This window comes from Hymenobacter sedentarius (assembly GCF_001507645.1).
GTDB classification, from domain to species: Bacteria; Bacteroidota; Bacteroidia; order Cytophagales; family Hymenobacteraceae; genus Hymenobacter; species Hymenobacter sedentarius.
On record NZ_CP013909.1, the window covers coordinates 160,211 to 180,895 of the forward strand.

The following is a 20,685-nucleotide window of genomic DNA, read 5'->3' on the forward strand; positions in this document are numbered from 1 at the left end:
CGGGGCTAGCCCGCGTACCAGATTCGGAACACCGCGCCGCCCTGGTCGTCGGACACCAGCAGGCTGCCGTCGGGCAGCACAAGCAGGCACACCGGGCGGCCCCAGCTTTGCTGCCCCTGCAGCCAGCCCACCGCAAAGGGCTCGTAGCTCAGGGCCTGGCGGCCGGTGGGGTCTAGCTTCACCAGCGTGATGCGGTAGCCGCTTTTCTGGCTCCGGTTCCAGGAGCCGTGCTCGGGAATGAAAATCTGGTTGCGGTATTGAGCTGGAAACTTGGTGCCCGTGTAGAATTTCATGCCCAGCGCGGCCACGTGGGCACCCAGCTTGCGGGCGGGCTTGGTGTACATGTTGGGCGTTTTGCCGGCACTCAGCTCCGGGTCGGGCACGTCGCCGCCGAAGTAGTACGGGAAGCCGAAGTGCTGGCCGGGCTTGCTGAGCCGGTTCAGCTCATCGGGCGGCACGTCGTCGCCGAGCATGTCGCGGCCGTTGTCGGTAAACCACAGCTCTTTGGTTACAGGGTGCCAATCGAAGCCCACGGTGTTGCGCACGCCCGTGGCTACGTTCTGGAAGCCCGTGCCGTCGGCCCGCAGCCGGTTGATGGTGCCAAAGATGGGCTTTTCGGGCTCGCAGGAGTTGCAGGGCGCGCCCACCGGCACGTACAGCAGGCCGTCGGGCCCGAAGGCGATGTACCGCATGCCGTGCCACGGGTTGCCGGGCAGCTTGTCGTACACCACCACCGGCCTGGGCGGCGTCCGCAGATTGGCCGCGATGTTATCGAAGCGGATGATGCGGTTGATTTCGGCCACGTAGAGGCTGCCCTGCCGCACAGCCACGCCGTTGGGGGTGTTCAGGCCGGTGGCAATGGTGATGACGGCGTCGGCTTTGCCGTCGTGGTTTTTGTCGGGCAGGGCGTACACTTTGCCCTTGTTGCCATTGGCATTCGTGCCCACATACACCGTGCCGTCGGGCCCCACGGCCAGCTCGCGTGCTCCGGGTACGTTCTGCGCAAAGTAGGCAATGCGAAAGCCCTGCGGCAGTTTGATACTGGCCAGGTTCCCCGCCGCTTTGGGTGGTGGCACCGCCCCGGGCGTGGGCTGAGCCCACGCGGTCGCGGGAGCCAGCATCCACAACACCGCCAGCAGCGCGGCAAACAGCAAGGACGGGTTCGTTCTCATAGCCATCAGATTTGCAGGCCTTGGGCCCAAGGAAGAGGTTATGCGAAGCGCTGCGCGTCGTTGCCTTTCTGCTCGCGCAGCAGCCGCTCGTATTCGCGCTGAGTGCGCTGCTCGTAACCGAAGCCGCCGTACGCCGCCACGCCCCGCATTACCAGCCCAATGCCCCAGAATACCGTGGGCCACACGGGCCAGGGCACCAGTTCGTCGTGCCGATGGCTGGTCAGGGCCCAGAGCACCCACAGCCCGGCATTTACCAGCACGTACACCACGAGGTGCGATTGAAACTTGGCGCGGGCTTTGGCCTTTTGCCACAGGTATGGGTCGCGGTTCAGGGGCTCCATGAGGTTGATAATTAAGGGGTAATTGGAATGGTTAGTTAAAAATACGCTTTTTTGAATGCGGCCCGCAACTTGCCGCTACCGAAGCGTCACCGTCGGTTTCCCAAGCAGCAATTGGGGCTGCTGAAGCGTAAGCCGCAGGCAGCCATTTTAAATCAGCTGCGTTCAACCACATTCCCGCATCCACCCGGCTGCCTGCCGCTTTGCCCTGCCCGCCATGCCTTCCACCGACCTCAGCACCCGCATCATGCTCCTTCAGGGCGACATCACCCGCCAGCACGTTTCGGCCATCGTTAACGCGGCCAATTCCAGCCTGCTCGGGGGCGGCGGGGTCGACGGCGCCATTCACCGGGCCGGCGGCCCCGCCATTCTTGAGGAATGCCGCCTTATCCGGGCCAGTCCCGACTACCGCAACGGCCTGCCCGCGGGCCAAGCCGTTATCACGGCGGGCGGGAAGCTGCCGGCGGCCCACGTCATCCACACGGTGGGCCCCGTTTGGAACGGCGGCCACCACGGCGAGCCCGCGCTCCTGGCCAGCTGCTACCGCAACAGCCTGCGCCTGGCCGCCGAGCACCGCCTGACCAGCTTGGCCTTTCCTGGCATCAGCACCGGCATCTACGGCTACCCCAAGCCGGAAGCTGCCAAGATTGCCGTGCGCGAAGTGCGCCGCTTCCTGGCCGAACATGAATACCCCGAAACCGTGGTTTTCGTGGCATTTGACGACGCCAGCCGCCGGCTCTACGAGCAGGAATTGAGCCGCTAAACAGCCGGGCCCGACGACTGGTGAGTCATCGGGCCCGGTTGTTATATTAATAATACAAGTAGTGGGTTAGGCCATTTCCCCTACGCCTTCTACGCGCTGGGCTACCTGCTGCATGAGCCACAGCGGGGTGCTGGTGGCGCCGCAAATGCCCACGGATTGGGCACCGGCCAGCCAGGCTTCGTCGATTTCGCTTTCGTTCTCGATGAAGTAGCTGCGTGGGTTGATGGCATTCACCACCGAGAACAAGGCCTTGCCGTTGGAGCTTTTGCGGCCGCTCACAAACAACACCACGTCGAAATCGACGGCAAACTTGGCTAGCGCGGGCTCGCGGTTGCTCACCTGCCGGCAGATGCTGTCGTTGGCATCAAAGCTATCCAGCTCACCGCCGGCCGCCGCAATGCGGGCTTCCATCAGGGCCTTCATCTTGTAGAAGCCGGCCGTGCTTTTGGTGGTCTGGCTGAAGAGGGTGACGGGACGGGCAAAGTCAATCTGGTCCAGGTCGGCTTCGTTCATCACAATGATGGCGCGGTTGCCGGTCTGGCCCGTGAGGCCGGCTACTTCGGCATGGCCGGGCTGGCCATAAATCACAATCTGGCCGTCCTGGCGCTGGCTCAGGTCGAAGGCGTGCTTCACCCGGTTTTGCAGCTTGAGCACCACCGGGCAGCTGGCGTCAATCAGCTCCAGGTTGTTTTGCAGGGCCAGCTGGTAGGTTTCCGGCGGCTCGCCGTGGGCCCGGATGAGGACTTTGGTGTCGTGGAGCTGGGCCAGTTGCTCGCGGTCGATGATGCGCAGGCCCTGCTGATGCAGGCGCTCTACTTCCATGCGGTTGTGCACAATATCACCCAGACAGTACAGCTGCTGGCCGTGGGCCAGTTCGTCTTCGGCCATTTGAATGGCGAATTCTACGCCGAAGCAATAACCGGAATTCTTATCTATAGTGACCTTCATGCTGGGAGTTTAACACCGCGCGGCGGCAAGGGGTTCGCCGGAGCAAAGGTACGCCTTTGCCGCAGCGCACTCAGCAAAAGTTAGCCCAACTTCCTGCAATGGCTGAGCTTGAAGCCGGCGGTCATTCAGCGTTAAAGGAACGTCCTACCGAGCGCAGCAAATCATCTTGCTCGCGCTTTTTGTCATGCAGAGCGCAGCGAAGCATCTTATCCCCGTCGAACGAGTCGTTGTGGCGTGAGAAGATGCTTCGCTGCGCTCTGCATGACGACTTGACTTTTAATCTCTGCTACGCGTGCGGTGCAAACAGCGCGGCCGACACCCGCTCGAGCACGAAATCCACCTGCTCGTCGATAACGAGGTGGGTGGTATCGAGCAGCACGGCGTCGGCGGCCCGGCGCAGGGGGCTTTCGGTGCGGGTCGAGTCGAGGTAGTCGCGCTTGCGCAGGTTTTCGGCAATGACGTCCAGCCCCACGTGTTCGCCTTTTTCGGCCAGCTCGGCCTGTCGGCGCTGGGCGCGCACGTCCACGTCGGCGGTCATAAACACCTTCACTTCGGCATCGGGAAAGACGGTGGTGCCGATGTCGCGGCCGTCCATCACCACGCCGCGCTTGCGGCCCATGCGCTGCTGCTGGGCCACCATGGCGTGCCGCACCATGGGAATAATCGACACCTCGCTTACGGAGTTGGAAATCACCATCTGGCGGATGTCGTCCTCGCGGTTTACGCCGTCGAGAAACACTTCGTTGCGGCCCGTGCGGCGGTTGCGGCGGAAGCTGATTTGCAGCGTGTGCAGGGCCTGCTCCACTTGGGTCAAATCATCGAACGGAATGTGGTGCTCCAGCAGGTACAGCGTCACGGCGCGGTACATGGCGCCCGTGTCTACGTAGGCGTAGTGCAGGGCGGCGGCTACGGCTTTTGCCGTGGTGCTTTTGCCGCAAGAGGAGTAACCATCAATGGCGATAACGAGTTGTTTCATAACGACGCGGGCGGCCATTGGCCCCGCAAGATTACGAAATCCAGCTCTTACGCGCGGCGGGCGGGGTCTTCAGGCGGCCCGGCACCGAGGCAAAAAAGGCCGCCACCGAGGCGCTTTCTCCCTCATTCAGTTGAGCATCGACTAAATGGAAGGGATTAAAAAAAAATCTGTTGGCCAGCCCAATACCCGTACTACCGTCGCGCCCGGTGCCCCATTCGCCCCCGTACATCTGCACCAGACTCTGCCCGAGGAAGCAGCCCAGGGCCATGATAAAGCCCGGCCGTTCGGCTGGCCCCAGCAGCCCGCGCTGGGCCTGGATAAAATTGGCCAGATGGGCCACGCCTTCGGCATCGAAGGCTTTCAGTTTTAATTGCTGGCGGACCTGTTCGGCAGCAACCAGAAGGGAATCGAGGGGCGTGGGGGTGGCGTCTGGCATAAGGCAAGTAAGGGGGTGACGCAGGTAAGTAAGGTGGTAGCGGCCCAAATGCACAAGGGCCGGGCGGCAGCCCAAGCTGCATCCGGCCGTTGGCAGATTATTTTGAGGGAGCCACGGCTACCGGTCGCAGGGGCAAGGCTCGGCTTTGCCGCGGCCGTGGTGCTTGTACCAGCTGGTTTTCTTTTGCTGCGTGGTGCGGCGGGCGCAGCTGCTCAGGGTGCTGGCGCCCAGGCTCAGCAGCACGAGCAGAAGCAGAAACGACGGGGATTTCCTCATGGCAGGTATTTTACTCAAAGTTAAGGTTCTTTGCGGGCTGAGCCGTTCGGCTTTTCACTACTCTTTGCTTCCCGCATGATTCCCGCTGATTTCTCGCTCACCGCCAACGTTGTCGACATCTTTGCCCGTTCCATCCAGCCGGCCACCATTCGGGTGGCGGGCGGCCGCATTGCCAGCATCACCCCCACCGGCGCCACGGCTCCGGATGCGGCCCTCCCCTACGCCCTGCCCGGCTTTGTCGATGCCCACGTGCACGTGGAAAGCTCGCTGCTGGTGCCCACCGAGTTTGCCCGGCTGGCCGTGACGCACGGCACCGTGGCCACCGTGTCGGACCCCCACGAAATCGGCAACGTGCTGGGCGTGGCGGGCGTGGAGTACATGCTGGAAAACGCCCGCCACTCGCCGTTCAAGTTCTGCTTTGGCGCCCCGAGCTGCGTGCCGGCCACGCCCTTCGAAACGGCCGGGGCCGAAATCACGGCCGCCGACATTGCCACGCTGTTCGAAAACCCTAAAATTGGTTACTTGGCCGAGATGATGAACTGGCCCGGCGTGCTGCACCGCGACGCCGACGTGATGGCCAAAATTGAGCTGGCCCACGCCGCCGGCCGCCCCGTAGACGGCCACGCGCCCGGCCTCCGCGGCCAGGACGCAGCCCACTACGCCAGCGCCGGCATCAGCACCGACCACGAGTGCTTCACCGCGGCCGAGGCCCGCGACAAGCTGGCCGTGGGCATGAAAATTCTTATCCGCGAAGGCTCGGCGGCCCGCAACTTCGATGCCCTGATTGAGCTGATGCCCGAGCACTACGCCAACCTGATGTTCTGCTCCGACGACAAGCACCCCGATACGCTGGTGCTGGGCCACATCAACCAGCTGGTGCAGCGGGCCGTGGCCTTGGGCCACGACGTATTCCAGGTGCTACGTGTGGCCTGCGTAAACCCCGTGAATCACTACAACCTATCGGTGGGCCTGCTGAGCGAAGGCGACCCAGCCGACTTCATCACCGTTTCGGACCTGCAGCAGTTCAACGTGCTGCAAACCTACCTCAACGGCGTGCTGGTGGCCGAAAAAGGAACGTCGCTCCTGCCCCCAGCGCCGGTGGGCGTGGTCAATAACTTTCACGCCCAGCCCGTGCGGGCCGAAGACTTCCGGGTGCCGGTGCCCGGCCCGGGCCAGCCCAACTTGCGGGTTATTCAGTGCTTCGATGGCCAGCTCATCACAGCCCGGGTCGACATGCCAGCGCAGGTAGCAAACGGCCTGGTGGTGCCCGATATCGCCGGCGATGTCCTCAAGCTGGCCGTCATCAACCGCTACCAGCCGCAGGTGGCCCCGGCCGTGGCCTTCATCCGCGGCTTTGGGTTGAAGCACGGCGCCCTGGCCAGCAGCGTGGGCCACGACTCGCACAACATCACGGCGGTGGGCTGCAACGATGCCAGCCTGGCCCGCGCCGTAAACCTGGTGATTGCTGCCAAAGGCGGCCTGGCCGCCGTGGGCGCCGATGGGCAGGAAATTCTGGTGCCGTTGCCCGTGGCCGGCCTGATGTCGGACCAGGACGGGCGCGCCGTGGCCAGCGCCTACGCCGCCGTCGATGCCCTGGCCAAACAGTTAGGCTCTCCCCTGGGCGCCCCGTTTATGACGCTCTCGTTTATGGCGCTGCTGGTCATTCCCGACCTGAAGCTCAGCGACAAAGGCTTGTTTGACGGGCAGCAGTTCGCGTTTGTAGCCGCCGTGGAGTAGCCGCCCCAGCGCTGTTTCTGCTGCTCAAAAGCAATTTCCCGCACCAATTCTGCGTACTAGGGCCCGACCCGGGCCGGCACTGCCAGCGAAAAGCCAGGCAGGCCAGCTCAGAATTGCTTCCTTATATATGATTTACTCGTTTCCATTTCAGTTGCTGCATCAGCCATTCCAGAAATTGAGCTGGCGGGCTGCTCGCCCCGCCTTGTTGCTGCTGTTGGTGGCTGGCCTCGCCCAGCCGGCCCTGGCCCAGAAGTACCGCACGGCCGCGGGCTTCCGCAGCGGCGGCAGTAGCTACGGCATCACCATTCAGCAGCTGGTGCTGCCTAGCACTACGCTGGAAGGCCTGGGCATGCTGGCGCCCCGCGAACGCAGCGCCACCGTGCTGGCCGAGCGCCACTTCGGCATTCTGGGGCCCAGCCTCAACTACTACTTAGGCGCGGGCGGCCACTACGGCACCAACAAGGACGACGGTAACTTCTGGGGCTTCGATGGCATCATCGGGGCCGAGTACAAAATTGCGTTCGTGCCCGTGGTGCTATCCATCGATTTCAAGCCCACCGTCGAATTCCACTCCAGCGACTGGAACCGGTTTCCGACTGGCTTTTCGGTGCGCTACATCATCCTTAAGCAGAAAAACGAAGGCCTTTTCCACGGGGTGTTCGATAAGATTAAGGGAAAATTCAAAGGCCCCGACTCGGAGTGAGTCAGGGCCTTTGAATTTGTTGGGCTATATACTTGAGCTGAATACAGGCGGCCAAGCAGCAGTTATTGTACTGGCAAACCTTGCGTATTGGCCAGAGCTACTGAAAGCGCTTTTCCAGCAGCTTGCGCATCTTTTCTTCGGTGAGCGGCTTGGTCAGGTACTCCACGTTGGGGTACTTAGCCACGCGGGCCGTATCGGCGCCGTGCATGGAGGTGGTGAGCACGGCCATCACCGTTTTGTCCTGCACGGGCTGGGGCAGGGCGTTGTACAGCTCGAGGAATTCGAAGCCGGAAATGCCGGGCATTTTCAGGTCCACAAACACCAGGTCGGGCGCGGGGCCGCGGCTGCCGTTGTCGGCGTCGCCCCAGAGCTGCTCAAACGCCTCATCGGCGCGCGAAAACGTGCTCACGTGGTCGGCAACGGCCAAACGACCCAACAGGCGATTGTTGAGGAAGCTAGTGGTTTCGTTGTCGTCTACCAGTACAATATGATTCAAATTCGCAGACATGTATAATGTTTGATTTCTAGCTTCCACGAAGATACCAGCCCCAGCGCATTCCGGCAATAGCCCAGATTGATTACAACCAGCCCTGGGCGCGCATCCAGTCGTCGTTGTATATTTTGCCGAGGTAGCGGGTGCCGTGGTCGGGCAGGATAATCACCATGGTGTCGTCCTCGGTGAGGTGCTCGCGGGCATATTCCAGGGCGCCGTACACGGCCGAGCCGCACGACCAGCCCACAAACAGGCCTTCTTCCTTGGCCAGGCGGCGCGTCATCACGGCCGCGTCCTGGTCGGTTACTTTGATGAACAAGTCAATCAGGTCGAAGTCCACGTTCTTGGGCAGAATGTCTTCGCCGATGCCTTCGGTTTTGTAAGGGTAGATTTCGTTTTCGTCGAAAACGCCCGTTTCCTTGTATTTCTTAAATACCGAGCCGTAGGTGTCGAGGCCGATGGAAACCACGCCGGGGTTCTGCTCCTTCAGGTACTTGGCCGTGCCGCAGATGGTGCCGCCAGTGCCCACTCCGCACGCGAAATGCGTGATTTTGCCCTCGGTTTGGGCCCACAGCTCGGGGCCAGTGCCCTCGTAGTGGGCGGCGGTGTTCGAGAGGTTGTCGTACTGGTTGGGATAGAAGGAATTGGGCGTTTCCTGGTTGAGGCGGCGAGCTACCGAGTAGTAGCTGCGCGGGTCGTCGGGGGCCACGTCGACGGGGCACACCACCACCTCGGCGCCCACGGCGCGCAGGATGTCCTGCTTTTCCTTGCTCTGCTTGTCGCTCATCACAAACACCGTTTTGTAGCCTTTGGCGATGGCGGCCAGGGCCAGGCCCATGCCGGTATTGCCGCTGGTGCCCTCGATGATGGTGCCGCCCGGCTTCAGGAGACCGGCTTTCTCGGCGTCCTCAATCATGCGGATGGCCATGCGGTCCTTCACCGAATTGCCGGGGTTGAAATACTCTACCTTGGCCAGGACGGTGCCTTTGATGCCGTCGGTGACCTTGTTGAGCTTGACGAGGGGCGTGTGGCCAACGGCCTCGATAACGTGGTTGAAATACATTGAAAAAGGTTGGGTGGGGGAGTTTTCGGGTGAAGGCACAAAGGTAGGAATTTCGACGGCGGGGCGGGGTGCCGCCCGTCGTCCAGCGCGCAGCGAAGCCATTTACCGCTCTTGCGCCAACTGAATTGCACTCAACTGTTCTACTGCGTTAAGGTCCTCTGCTGCGCTCAAGACGCCAAGTGGTTGGTTATTGAACAAAGCACCTTGCCGCGCCCCCAAAAAGCCCTACTTTTGCAGCGCTGTTGCCCAAGCGGGCCACCGGCCTCTCCTCCATTAATTTTCCCAAAATCACCTACGAATGAGCGTTCTGGTCAATAAAGATTCCAAGGTTATCGTGCAGGGCTTCACTGGCTCCGAAGGCTCGTTCCACGCCCAGCAGATGATGGACTACGGCACCAACGTGGTGGGCGGCGTAACGCCTGGCAAAGGCGGCACCGAGCACCTGGGCCGTCCCGTGTTCAACACCGTGGCCGAAGCCGTGGAAAAAGCCGGCGCTGACACCAGCATCATTTTCGTGCCCCCGGCTTTCGCCGCCGACGCCATCATGGAAGCGGCCGATGCCGGCATCCGCGTCATCATCACCATCACCGAAGGCATCCCCACTAAGGACATGATTGCCGTGAAGCACTACCTGAAAGACCGGCAGGGCATCACGATGGTGGGGCCAAACTGCCCTGGCGTAATGACCGCCGGCGAGTGCAAAGTGGGCATCATGCCCGGCTTCATCTTCCAGAAAGGTAAAATCGGCATCGTCAGCAAGTCGGGCACCCTCACCTACGAGGCCGTCGACCAGCTCACCAAAGCCGGCCTGGGCCAGACCACGGCCATCGGCATCGGCGGCGACCCCATCATCGGGACCACCACCAAGCAGGCCATTGAGATGCTGATGAATGACCCCGAAACCGAGGGCATCGTTATGATTGGCGAAATCGGCGGCGGCATGGAAGCCGAAGCCGCCCGCTGGATTAAGGATACCGGCAATATGAAGCCCGTAGTAGGCTTCATCGCCGGCCAGACCGCGCCTCCCGGCCGCCGCATGGGCCACGCCGGCGCCATCGTGGGCGGTGCCGACGACACGGCTGCCGCCAAAATGGCCATCATGCGCGAGTGCGGCATCCACGTGGTGGATTCGCCCGCTGAGATTGGCGAAACCATGCTGCGCGTACTGAGCGGCCAAGAGGCTGAAGTGGTCGCGTAGTTAGCTCAATTGCTTTATCGAACATAAAAAGCCCCGGCCAGCGCCGGGGCTTTTTTTATTTAGCTCAATTTTGAGTTGGGCGCCTTCAGTGGTATTTACAAAAGTCGATATAGAGACGCGACACTTGGCTACGCCGACCTGCGGTTCGCGTCTCGGCGTTGAACGACACTGCACAACTTATCACAACATCAGCAACAAGGAGACGCGAAGTGTCGCGTCTCTACACGTTCAATGGGGATGCTTTCAACTTATATCGGGCTAGTTATCCCCCGAGCTGTCGCCGCCCAGGTTCACCACAATGCCCACTTGAAACACCGAGTTGGCAGCCTTGAGGTACTTGTTGCTACGGAAGCCGAAAATCTGGCCGCTGATTAGCTGCAACTGCACGGGGCCGCCGAGTTCCACGCGAGTGAAGGTGATGGGCTCAAAAAACAGGTTGTTTTCGCCCGGAGCCAGCTGGTCGTTGATGTGGAAGTTGTTGAGCTGCATGTAGCTCATGCGCAGCGCCGCGCCATACGTCAGCGGGAAGTCGTGCTTGAACAGGCGCAGGTTGTCGTTCTTTTTGCGGGCGTAGTTCACCTGGGCAAATACCTTGGAGAGGCTGCCGTTCAGCTTTTTGGTGGTCACTTGGTCGTTGTCGCGCTCGATGCGCTCGGTGCTGCCGCCGCCGCCGCCCACGTACACTTCCAGCACGCGCTTATCGGGCAAGCGCGTGAAGTAGCCCAGGCTGACTTCGCCAAAATCAATGTTCTCGGTTTTAGCCGACTTGTTGCGGTGCAGCGACGAAAATGTGCCGGCCACGCCCAGGTGGTTGGTGAGGGCGTAGGCGCCCTGCATGGCGTAGTTATTGTGCTGGTTGGTGCTCACCGCGCCGTAGAACTCGCCTTCGTGCGTGAGCAGCGGCGCATGCGGCGGCGGCGGAAAGTAGAGCGAAGCACATCCTGTGAGGCCCGAAAGGACAGGTAATAGGGTAAGGCGCAGCAGGTGCTTCATAGAATAGGGTTAGATATAAGAATAGGCAAACCAACGCCTGATACCGCAATTTCGTGTTTAAACCGGACATTACCGCTCATTTTGGTAGTGGGCTAGCCACGCAGGCAAGCCGAACCGTATGAAGGCAAGGAGATTCACCTACCGCCGTGCTCATGTCCGCTACTGCTTTCGACGCCATTATCATTGGTTCTGGCCAAGCTGGCAACCCACTGGCCACGGCCCTGGCCGATGCCGGCCGCCGCGTGGTGCTCATCGAAGAAAACCACCTGGGCGGCTCCTGCATCAACTACGGCTGTGCGCCTACCAAAACACTCATTTCCACCGCCGAGCGCCTACACCAGCTCCGCACCGCCGCCACCGTAGCTGCCCCAGAAGTGCCCAACGCCGCCAGCCTTCGGGTGGACATGGCCGCGGCGGTGGCCCGCAAAGATGTGGTGGTGCGCGCCATGCGTAACGGCACCCGCACCAACCTGACCAAGGAGCACGACCACATCACCGTGCTCGGTGGCCACGCCGCCTTCACCGGGCCGCGCACCCTGCACGTGGCCCTGGCCGATGGCACGACCCAGGACCTCACCGCCCCGCTCGTCTTCATCAATACCGGCACGCGCCCTGCCGTTCCTAATGTGGCGGGACTGGCCGAGGCCAGCTACCTCACCACTACCGAGCTGCTCGACCTCCAGGAACTGCCCGAGCACCTGCTCATTCTGGGCGGGGGCTACATTGGGATGGAATTCAGCCAGATGTTTCGCCGCTTCGGGAGCCGGGTTACCGTAGTGGAAGCGGGAATGCAGCTGCTTGAGCACGAAGACGACGACGCCTGCCGCGGCCTGCAGGAAGCCTTGAGCCAGGAAGGAATCGAGTTTGTGATGGGCGCGCACGCCCACCGCGTGAGTCGCGGCGCCGATGGCCAGCTCACCCTCTCGGCGCATACCAGCCAGGGCGAACGGCGCCTGCGCGGCACCCATTTGCTGGTAGCCACCGGCCGCCAGCCCAATTCGGACAAGCTGGGCCTGGGCTATGCGGGCATCAAAACCGACGAGCAAGGCTACATCCTCGTCAATAACAACCTGCAAACGAACGTGCGCGGCGTGTACGCGCTGGGCGACATTCACCCCGGCTCGCAGTTCACGCACCTCGCCTACGACGACTACCGCATCGTGCGCGACGCCCTGCTGCACGGCCGCAAACGCTCGGCCCGCCAGCGGCCCCTCCCCTACGTGGTGTTTACCGACCCGCCCATGGCCCGTATTGGCCTGAGCGAAGGCCAGGCCCAGGAACAGAACGTGCCCTACCGCGTGGCCACCATGCCAGTGCGCACGATAGGACGTGCCCAGCACACCAGCGAATCGCGCGGCTTCTGGAAAGTACTCGTCGGCAACGACGACCGGCTGCTCGGCGCCACCCTGCTCGGCCCCGAAGCAGGCGAAATCATGGCCATCCTCGAAGTAGCCATGGCCGGGCGGCTCAAGTATCAGCAGCTACAGGACATGATTTTCGCCCACCCAACTTGGGCTGAAGGGTTGAATAATGTGTTTCGGGATTTGAAGCGCGGCGGGAGGTAGCATTAAACTGGCGCGAGTTTATCGCAGCGTAACTCGTGTCTTCTATCCGGGCGAGGCTGCGCCTCGCATTGGAATGACTCACTGAACGGGCCCAGTATCAGCTTGCCGCGATGCGGCAATGGAGGCACAGCCTCCAATCATGCTTAGTCACGAGTTACGCTGCGCTAAACTCGCGCCAGTATTCGAGGATATCGTTTAATGATTGGGGGACTTGAAGCCCCCAACAGGCGGCTTTCGGAGTTTTACTCCGAAAGAGCTAGGGAGTAACAGCCGTTATTTTCGCAGCATCACAACAGCCTCTTCAGGTCGAGATTGGGGTACTACGATGGCTTGTTTATCAAGTGTAAACCGCAGGTTGTTTACGTACTCACATTTGCACGGTTCTTCCATTTTCGTTTCCAAGTAGACGTTGCGTATATCAAATCGACGGTTGGCTGCAGGCACGACAAATCGGTAGTAAACAGCTCGCGCAGTAGTTGAGTCACTCGGAAAGAGCAGCACAAACTGGCGTTTAGATATATACAATGTCTTTGTTGGCTGCTGGGCACCGACAACAGCCGCTTGTCGAAGGGTGTCAACAGGTTGGGTTAATCTTCCATCGCTGTATCGCACGGCGTACACAGACCGCTCTTCAGCACGAGTAAAGCCATTGCCATTCAATGTATCGGGGCTTAGCTGAAAGTAGGCTATTCCGGACCTCGGCAAGCCCACGCACGGGTCGAAGCAGCACCCGGACAAGGTAACTAATCCCCACAAGCAAACAACGGCTGAACAAGTGAACTTCATCATTGGAAAGTTAACGCATTAATGCAAAACCCCCGCGCCAGCCAAAGCCGACGCGGGGGTTTCTATTGTTGCTTAGGCAGCTGCCAAACTACTACATATTGTTTACAATCTCCTGGCCGAATTCGCTGCATTTCAGCAGCGTAGCGCCTTCCATCTGGCGTTCAAAGTCGTAGGTTACGTGCTTCTTGGCGATGGCGGCTTCGAGACCTTTGTTGATGAGGGCAGCGGCTTCTTTCCAGCCCATGTGCTCAAGCATCATTACGCCGGAGAGGATAACCGAACCGGGATTCACCTTGTCCTGGTTGGCGTACTTGGGCGCGGTGCCGTGGGTGGCTTCAAAGATGGCGTGGCCGGTTACGTAGTTGATGTTGGCGCCCGGCGCGATGCCGATGCCGCCTACGATAGCCGCCAGGGCGTCGGAGATGTAGTCGCCGTTCAGGTTCAGGGTAGCCACTACCGAGTACTCGGCGGGGCGCAAGAGAATCTGCTGCAGGAAGGCATCGGCAATGCTGTCCTTGATGATAAGCTTGCCCTGCTCCACGGCCTGCTTTTGCAGGGCGTCGGCCACGGCCACACCTTGCTTGGCCACGATTTTGTCGTACTGCGCCCAAGTGAACACCTTGCTGCCGAACTCCTTCTCAGCTAGCTCGTAGCCCCAGGTCTTGAAGGCACCCTCGGTGAACTTCATGATGTTGCCCTTGTGCACAATGGTCACCGACGGCTTCTTGTTGGCCAGCGCGTAGTTGATGGCGGCGCGCACCAGGCGCTCGGTGCCTTCCTTGCTCACCGGCTTAATGCCGAACGAGGACGACTCGGGGAAACGGATTTTCTTCACGCCCATTTCGTCCTGCAGGAATTCCAGCATTTTCTGGGCCTGAGGCGTGCCGTTCATGTACTCGATGCCGGCGTAGATGTCCTCGGTGTTCTCGCGGAAGATGACCATGTCGGTCAGTTCCGGGTGCTTCACCGGCGAGGGCACGCCGTCGTAGTAGCGTACGGGGCGCACGCAGGCGTACAGGTCCAGTTCCTGGCGCAGGGCCACGTTCAGCGAGCGGATGCCGCCGCCCACGGGCGTCGTCAGCGGGCCTTTGATGCCCACCAGGTATTCGCGGAAAGCATCGAGGGTTTCGTTGGGCAGCCAGTTGCCGGTCTGCTTGTAGGATTTCTCACCAGCCAGCACTTCTTTCCACACGAGCTGCCGCTTGCCTCCGTAAGCCTTCTCAACCGCCGCGTCGAACACAAGCTTGGAAGCATGCCAGATGTCCGGACCGGTACCGTCGCCCTCGATGAAGGGAATGGTGGGTTTGTCCGGTACGTTCAGCTTGCCGTTTTTAATGGTGATTTTTTGCTCTGCCATGTGGGGTCGTGTGTTAGGCGTGTTCGTTTGTTTAATTAGATTCTAGCGGGGAATCCTCACCCCTTAGCCCCTACTCCAGGAGAGCAGGCAGACTATTTTTAGGTTTAATTTCTAACCTTAGAACCGGTTTCAGCCCACTTTTCAGCTTGGCTAGAAACTAGTCCCCCCTCTCTTTGGGAGAGGGGGGCTAGAGGGGTGAGGTCCCCCATTGAGCGGTAGTGGCTAATACCCGAAGATTTCCTTCAGCGTGAGCTGCTGTACCGTCCCGTACTTGGCCAGCTCCTTGAAATTGAGCCGGTCCTTCGAGCCAATCACCAGAATCACCTGGTTCTGGCCTTTAATCTTGGCCTGTTGAAACTTCTTTAATTCATCGAAAGTCATTTTCTGCGTGCTGGCGTACACGTCGCGGCGCAGGTCGTAGTCGAGGCCCAGGCGGCGGGCCCGCTCGTAGCTCAACAGTACGTTGCCTTTGGTAATGCGTTCGGTGCTGATGCTGTTGCGGATGGCATTTTTGGCAATTTCCAGGTTGGCTTCGGCCACGGGCATGTCGGTGAGCAGGGCTTCCATCCCGGCCATGGCCTCGGGCAGCTTGTCGCTCTGCGTGCCGATGTAGCTCAGGTTGTAGTTGGAGCGGCCCAGCTTGTTGGCATTGGAATAACCGGAATAGGCCGAATAAGCCAGCGCCTTGCTTTCGCGCAAATCCTGAAATACGATGCTGCCCATGCCACCCCCGAAATACTCGTTGTAGAGCGCGACGGTGGGCACCAAGTCCTTGCTATACAAGTCGCCTTTGGTCAGGAACAGGATTTCGGCCTGCACCATGTTGTAGTCCACCCAGTACACCTTTTTGTCTTTCAGGGGTTGCTCGGCAAAGTCTTTGGCAGCCGGCACGGAGGTGAGCTTGGCGGGCGTGCGGTGCTCTGCTTTCAGCACGGCCACCGTGCCTTCCTGCGGACGTGGACCGTAGTACAGTACGCGGTGCTGATAAGTCGGCAGTTTCTTAATCAGCGCTGTGAGCTGCTCGGGCTTCAGGGCCTTCAGTTCCTTCTCGCTAAGAATGTTCGTGAACGGGTTTTTCGGACCATACTTCACGTAATTCACCAACGCCGCATTCAAAATCACCTGCTTGCTCAGCTTGGCATCTTGGCGTGATTTCAAGATGCCGGCCACCATGTTTTTCAGGGCCGCAGCATCGGGTTTGGGCGCATTCAGCAATTGTTCAAACAGTTGCAAGGCCGGTTGCAGGTTGTCATCGAGACCGTTCAAGGTCATGGAAATCCGGTCAGACCCACTGGTTACGTTGAAGGAACAGCCCAATTTGTAGAACTCCTGCTGCAGCTGCTCCGCCGAATACTTGCCAGCGCCGAGGTACTGCAGGTAGTCAGCGGCCAGGCCCCAGCGGGGGTCATTGTTGGTGCCCAACTCGACTACGTAGGATAAGTTGAACAACCCGTTTTCGGCGTTGTGCGTGTAGTACAGCGGCAGGCCGGGCTTAATTTCCGTCTGCTGAATATCCTTTTTGTAATCGACGAATACCGGCTGCAGTTCCGAGCTCGGCATGGCCGTCAGCTGTTTGTAATAAGCAGAGGCCGCGTCGCGGTTGGCCGGCACCGGGGTAATGGCTGGCTTCACCACCTTCACCTTGTTGGGGTCAACGCCGTTGCGCTTGAACACGGTTACGTAGTTCTGGCCGTAATTGTCGTTGGCGAACTTCACCACTTCCGCCTTGGTAATGGTGGCGAAATCGTCTTGCTGCTTGAGGTAGTCTTTCCAGTCGACGCGCTCAATAAACGCTTCGTACATGGCGCTGGCGCGGGCTTCGTTGCTTTCGTAACGCTTGGTGCGGTCCAGTTTGTCGTTGTTGATGATGGCGGGAATCAACCAATCGGGGAAGTTGCCTTGCTTCACCTTGTCCAACTCGGCCAGCATCAGCGCTTTCACTTCTTCCAGCTTCTGCCCTTGGCGGGGAGCCCCTTGCAGGGTATGGGTCGAATAATCGACCATGGGCTCAAACGAGGAATAGGCTTGCAATACCTTTTGCTGCTGGTTCAGGTCGAGGTCCATCAGGCCGGCTTGGCCATTGCTTAGAATGGCATCGAGCATCTTCAGGCGCAGGGCATCGCGGGTGGCCTTACCGGGCAGCCGGAAGCCCACAACCACGTTCTCGGCCTGTGGCCCCAGCACCTCGAGGTTGATGGGCGCAGTGATGGGCTTTTCCACCGGCGGCGTAAACGCCGGGGCCGGCTTGCCAGGCAACGAGCCGAAACTTTTATCAATCAGCCGAATAGTCTGGTCGTAGTCCAAGTCGCCGCTCAGGCACAGAGCCACGTTGCTTGGCACGTAATACTGGGTGAAGTACTTCTTGATTTCGGTGATGGACGGATTTTGCAGGTGTTCAATCGTACCAATTGTCGTCTGCGTACCGTAGGGATGCGTGGGGTATAGCGCCGCATCCAATACTTCGCGCTGCTTCCAAGAATCCGTATCTAGGCCGCGGTTTTTCTCCTCGTACACCGCTTCCAGCTCCGTGTGAAACAGGTGCGGCACCATTTCCTGCAGGCGCTCGGCCTGGATGGCGGCCCACTTCTCGAGCTGGTTGCTTGGAATGTCTTCCTGGTACACCGTTTCCTCGTTGGAAGTGTGCGCGTTGGAGCCCTTGGCCCCGATGGCGCCCATCACCTTGTCGTACTCGTTTGGCACGGCGTAGCGCGCGGCCACACCCGAAATCGAGTCAATCTGGTGGTAGGTGCGCTTGCGGGCGGCGGGGTCGTTGCGCTGGCCGCGGTACACCTCATAAAGCGCCTCGATTTTATCAAGCTCAACTTTCTCCTTGGCCCAGTCCTGCGTGCCCAATTTTGAGGTACCCTTGAACACCATGTGCTCGAGGTAGTGCGCCAGGCCGGTGGCGGTGGCGGGGTCGTTTTTGGAGCCGGCGCGCACGGCCACGTAGGTCTGGATGCGCGGGGCGTCTTTGTAATCGGATAGGTAAACCGTCAGGCCGTTATCCAGTTTATAGATACGGACTTGCAGCGGGTCGCCGGGCACCGTTTCGTAGCGGTATTCCTTCGGGGCAGCAGGCGCAGCAGCTGGGGCAACAGTGGCTGCCGAAGCAGTAGTAGCTGGCTTGCTCGATTGGCACTGTGTAGCAAGACCTAGCGCCGCCAAGGCCGGAAACAGCAGCAAAAAGTTGTTTTTCACGAAGGGCGCGGAACGGTAGCCGAAGGGATTCAAAAAACAAAGGTAGCTGGCTGATAGGGGAATAAAAAACGAATTTTTCAGCTAACTTGCCAGTTTGCTCTGTCCTGAAGCTGGACGCTCCGGTCAGCCCAGAATTTCCCCCAAACGTTTGCGGTAGAATTGAGCTCAGTAATGGGCTCTTGAAACGTTACCAAGACCGAGGCGCCGCTTCATGTAAAAGCTCCTAATCCGCACCATTTGAATCGGCTGTCATGCAGAGCGGAGCGAAGCATCTTCTCACGCCTGACCGTTCCTCGGCGATAAGATGCTTCGCTGCGCTCTGCATGACAGACGGCTTACAGCTGATTTCATACTGATGCTTAGCATCGGCAGCTATAACTAGCTTTTCCTAGTACGCCGCCTTAAAAGTCGGCTTCTAAGCCCAAGCGTTGCTTGGCCTCGCGCAGGGCGGGAAATCGCTCGGCCAGGTACTCGAACTTGTCGGTGGCCGTGTAGAGCTTGCGGGCCGTGGGCGCGGCAGTAGCCACCACGGGCTGCACCGTGAGGCGCGGGTGGCCCGTGCGGCGGCGCAGCTCCGCTAAAAATTCCACCCGCATGTCGTTGAACTGGTCCACCTGAATGGGGTTATCCACGCTCAGCTCAATCATGTGCTCGGCGTTGGCCGTCACCGGGCGGTTCAGGACCCAGAACTCGCTCATGCGGTCCTGGGCGCGGCGCTCTTCGGCCAGTTCCTGCCATACACGCTGCAGCAAAGCGGGGTCGATGGGCGCCACTGGCCCGCTGGTAAACTGGGGCTCGGCCGCTACCGAAGCCGCGGCCGGTCCGGCTGCTTTCTTGCTGCTCAGGTCCTTCAGGCTGGGCATTTTGCTGGCCAGGCTGGGAATTTTGGCGAAGGCCGCCGCGGGCGTGGGGCGCGGCGTTGGCTCAATGCCTTCAAAGCTCGGCACGCCGATTTCGACGTGCGGCAACGTATCGCGCATCTGGTGGCGCTCGGTGATGGCCGGAACTGGCTCAACCTCAATACTGGGCGTGTCGTGCAGCTCTTCCACGCCGTTGTCCACGGGCAGCGGCTCTGGGCCGTCGGCGGGCGGCGCAACGCGCCCAGTAGGCATCGCCTCAAACTCAGAAAAAGAAGCAGCCGGTGGCTCCGCAACTATAGCCGCCGGAGTGATGGCCGCTGGCGTGGCAATGGGCGCGTATTGAGCATGGCCGTTGCCGTTGCCGCTGGGGGCAGGCGCCGGGCTGGACACTTCGGTTGAGCCGCTTAGGACACTAGTTTTTTTTTTAGCCTCGCCGTTGCCGGCAGGACTCAATTCGCGGACAAACTGCACGGCCCCGTTCAGGTAGGCCAGCTTCATCAAGGCCAGTTCCACGTGCAAGCGCTGGTTTTTGGCTTGCTTGAATTCGCGGTCGCACTGGCTAATGAGGTTCAGGGCGGAGAGCAGGAAAGCCAGCGGCGCGGCCTGGGCCTGCTCCACGTACTTCTGCTTAATGCCGTCGGACACTTCCAGCAGCTGCACCGTCACGGCGTCTTTGCACACGAGCAGGCCGCGCAGGTGCTCGGCAGTGCCCACCACGAAGTTGTGCAGGTCGAAGCCGTTCTGCATCACCTCATCAAGCAGCAGCAGCGCGGCCGAGAGGTTTTCGGTCAGCAGGCTGTCAATGAGCCGGAAATAGTAGTCGTAGTCGAGGATGTGCAGGTTTTGCACCACCTCTTTATAAGTCAGGTTGTTACCGCCAAAGGTGACCATCTGGTCGAACATCGACAGGGCATCGCGCAGGCCGCCGTCGGCTTTCTGGGCCAGCAGGTGCAGGGCGTCGTCTTCGGCCGTGATTCCTTCCTGGGTGGCCACGTAGCGCAGGTGCCCGCGCATGTCTTCCACCTTGATGCGGCTGAAGTCGAAAATCTGGCAGCGCGACAGGATGGTGGGGATAATCTTGTGGCGCTCGGTGGTGGCAAGGATGAAAATGGCGTAGCTCGGCGGCTCCTCCAGCGTCTTGAGAAAGGCGTTGAAGGCGGCGTTTGAGAGCATGTGCACCTCGTCGATGATGTAGATTTTGTACTTCCCGGCCTGCGGGGCATAGCGCACCTGCTCCACCAGCGAGCGGATGTCTTCGACCGAGTTGTTGGACGCCGCGTCCAGCTCGTGCACGTTGAACGAGGCGTTTTCCTGGAAGGCCACGCACGAGGCGCAGGTACCGCAGGCCTCGGTTTCGGCTGAGAGGTTGGTGCAGTTTATCGTCTTGGCCAGGATGCGGGCGCAGGTGGTTTTGCCCACCCCGCGGGGGCCGCAAAACAGGAACGCCTGGGCCAGGTGCTGGCTCTGAATGGCGTTCTGCAGCGTGGTGGTGACGTGCTGCTGCCCCACCACGCTGCGAAACGTGGAAGGACGGTACTTGCGGGCCGAAACGACGAAATTATCCATAAGTTCTGTCTACAAAGTTACCCAAAAAAGGGCGGCTTTGGAAGCGGTTTGGCTTAGCAAACCGTAACGCTTTGGCCGTCTGTCATGCTGAGCTGGCGAAGCATCTTATCACGGTTGAACGAATTGTTTGAACGTGATAAGATGCTTCCTTCGTCAGCATGACGGGCGCTAAAACCTCCACATTAACGGAAACCTTCCCTCCTCCCCCATCGTTTCCTGTTCAACGCGTACCTTCGCGGCCCGCTTAGCCTTTCGAG

At 60.2% G+C, this 20,685-nt stretch carries 16 protein-coding genes and 1 pseudogene; 5 read left to right on the plus strand and 12 right to left on the minus strand.

Annotation, left to right across the window (positions count from 1 at the left end; all coding sequences use genetic code 11):
- Positions 1-5: 5 nt before the first annotated feature.
- Together AUC43_RS00710 and AUC43_RS00715 are read right to left on the minus strand one after the other, a co-directional pair.
- Positions 6-1,172, minus strand: a complete 1,167-nt coding sequence (locus tag AUC43_RS00710; protein ID WP_071885781.1) for a PQQ-dependent sugar dehydrogenase — start codon at positions 1,170-1,172, stop codon at positions 6-8.
- A gap of 38 nt (positions 1,173-1,210) precedes the next feature.
- A complete protein-coding gene (locus AUC43_RS00715) occupies positions 1,211-1,513 on the minus strand; it encodes a 2TM domain-containing protein (protein WP_068188498.1) in 303 nt (100 codons plus the stop codon).
- 214 nt (positions 1,514-1,727) lie between these two features.
- Here AUC43_RS00715 and AUC43_RS00720 point away from each other — a divergent pair, with 214 nt between their 5' ends.
- On the plus strand, positions 1,728-2,273 hold the full coding sequence (locus AUC43_RS00720) for an O-acetyl-ADP-ribose deacetylase (protein WP_068188501.1): 546 nt from the start codon (positions 1,728-1,730) through the stop codon (positions 2,271-2,273).
- Positions 2,274-2,339: 66 nt separating this feature from the next.
- Here AUC43_RS00720 and AUC43_RS00725 read toward each other — a convergent pair whose 3' ends face one another.
- The 4 genes from AUC43_RS00725 to AUC43_RS20730 all read right to left on the minus strand — a co-directional run bounded on the left by AUC43_RS00725 (position 2,340) and on the right by AUC43_RS20730 (position 4,909).
- Entirely contained in the window at positions 2,340-3,221 is an 882-nt protein-coding gene (locus AUC43_RS00725) for a 4-hydroxy-3-methylbut-2-enyl diphosphate reductase (protein WP_068188504.1), read from the minus strand.
- A 286-nt stretch (positions 3,222-3,507) separates the two neighbouring features.
- Complete coding sequence (cmk, locus tag AUC43_RS00730; protein WP_068188508.1) at positions 3,508-4,197, minus strand: (d)CMP kinase; 690 nt, start codon at positions 4,195-4,197, stop codon at positions 3,508-3,510.
- A 31-nt stretch (positions 4,198-4,228) separates the two neighbouring features.
- Entirely contained in the window at positions 4,229-4,633 is a 405-nt protein-coding gene (locus tag AUC43_RS00735; RefSeq protein WP_068188512.1) for a hypothetical protein, read from the minus strand.
- Between the two features lie 117 nt (positions 4,634-4,750).
- Complete coding sequence (locus AUC43_RS20730; protein WP_157780863.1) at positions 4,751-4,909, minus strand: hypothetical protein; 159 nt, start codon at positions 4,907-4,909, stop codon at positions 4,751-4,753.
- A gap of 75 nt (positions 4,910-4,984) precedes the next feature.
- Between AUC43_RS20730 and ade the strand changes: the two genes are divergently transcribed.
- Both ade and AUC43_RS00745 read left to right on the plus strand, forming a co-directional pair.
- Complete coding sequence (gene ade / locus AUC43_RS00740) at positions 4,985-6,646, plus strand: adenine deaminase (protein WP_068188515.1); 1,662 nt, start codon at positions 4,985-4,987, stop codon at positions 6,644-6,646.
- Positions 6,647-6,773: 127 nt separating this feature from the next.
- Complete coding sequence (locus tag AUC43_RS00745) at positions 6,774-7,349, plus strand: hypothetical protein (protein ID WP_068188519.1); 576 nt, start codon at positions 6,774-6,776, stop codon at positions 7,347-7,349.
- A gap of 97 nt (positions 7,350-7,446) precedes the next feature.
- Here the strand turns inward: AUC43_RS00745 and AUC43_RS00750 are convergent, their stop codons facing one another.
- Complete coding sequence (locus AUC43_RS00750; protein WP_068188524.1) at positions 7,447-7,857, minus strand: response regulator; 411 nt, start codon at positions 7,855-7,857, stop codon at positions 7,447-7,449.
- Positions 7,858-7,930: 73 nt separating this feature from the next.
- Positions 7,931-8,905: pseudogene (locus AUC43_RS00755) on the minus strand (PLP-dependent cysteine synthase family protein); the annotation flags it as partial.
- Between the two features lie 298 nt (positions 8,906-9,203).
- Here AUC43_RS00755 and sucD point away from each other — a divergent pair.
- The gene (gene sucD, locus AUC43_RS00760) at positions 9,204-10,103 is read left to right on the plus strand and encodes a succinate--CoA ligase subunit alpha (RefSeq protein WP_068188529.1); all 900 of its coding nucleotides are present in this window, start codon (positions 9,204-9,206) and stop codon (positions 10,101-10,103) included.
- 258 nt (positions 10,104-10,361) lie between these two features.
- On the opposite strand, the gene AUC43_RS00765 is transcribed toward sucD, so the two are convergent.
- Complete coding sequence (locus tag AUC43_RS00765) at positions 10,362-11,096, minus strand: hypothetical protein (protein ID WP_068188532.1); 735 nt, start codon at positions 11,094-11,096, stop codon at positions 10,362-10,364.
- Between the two features lie 152 nt (positions 11,097-11,248).
- On the opposite strand from AUC43_RS00765, the gene AUC43_RS00770 reads away from it, so the two are divergent.
- Positions 11,249-12,661 carry a mercuric reductase gene (locus tag AUC43_RS00770; RefSeq protein WP_068188535.1) on the plus strand — a complete coding sequence of 471 codons (1,413 nt, stop codon included), beginning with the start codon at positions 11,249-11,251 and terminating at the stop codon, positions 12,659-12,661.
- 877 nt (positions 12,662-13,538) lie between these two features.
- Here the strand turns inward: AUC43_RS00770 and icd are convergent.
- The 3 genes from icd to AUC43_RS00785 all read right to left on the minus strand — a co-directional run bounded on the left by icd (position 13,539) and on the right by AUC43_RS00785 (position 20,428).
- Positions 13,539-14,804 (minus strand): NADP-dependent isocitrate dehydrogenase, encoded by a 1,266-nt coding sequence (icd, locus tag AUC43_RS00775; protein ID WP_068188539.1) that lies wholly within the window; start codon positions 14,802-14,804, stop codon positions 13,539-13,541.
- Between the two features lie 222 nt (positions 14,805-15,026).
- Positions 15,027-18,035 (minus strand): M16 family metallopeptidase, encoded by a 3,009-nt coding sequence (locus AUC43_RS00780; protein WP_233254072.1) that lies wholly within the window; start codon positions 18,033-18,035, stop codon positions 15,027-15,029.
- A gap of 368 nt (positions 18,036-18,403) precedes the next feature.
- Positions 18,404-20,428 (minus strand): DNA polymerase III subunit gamma/tau, encoded by a 2,025-nt coding sequence (locus AUC43_RS00785; RefSeq protein ID WP_068188541.1) that lies wholly within the window; start codon positions 20,426-20,428, stop codon positions 18,404-18,406.
- Positions 20,429-20,685: the final 257 nt, after the last annotated feature.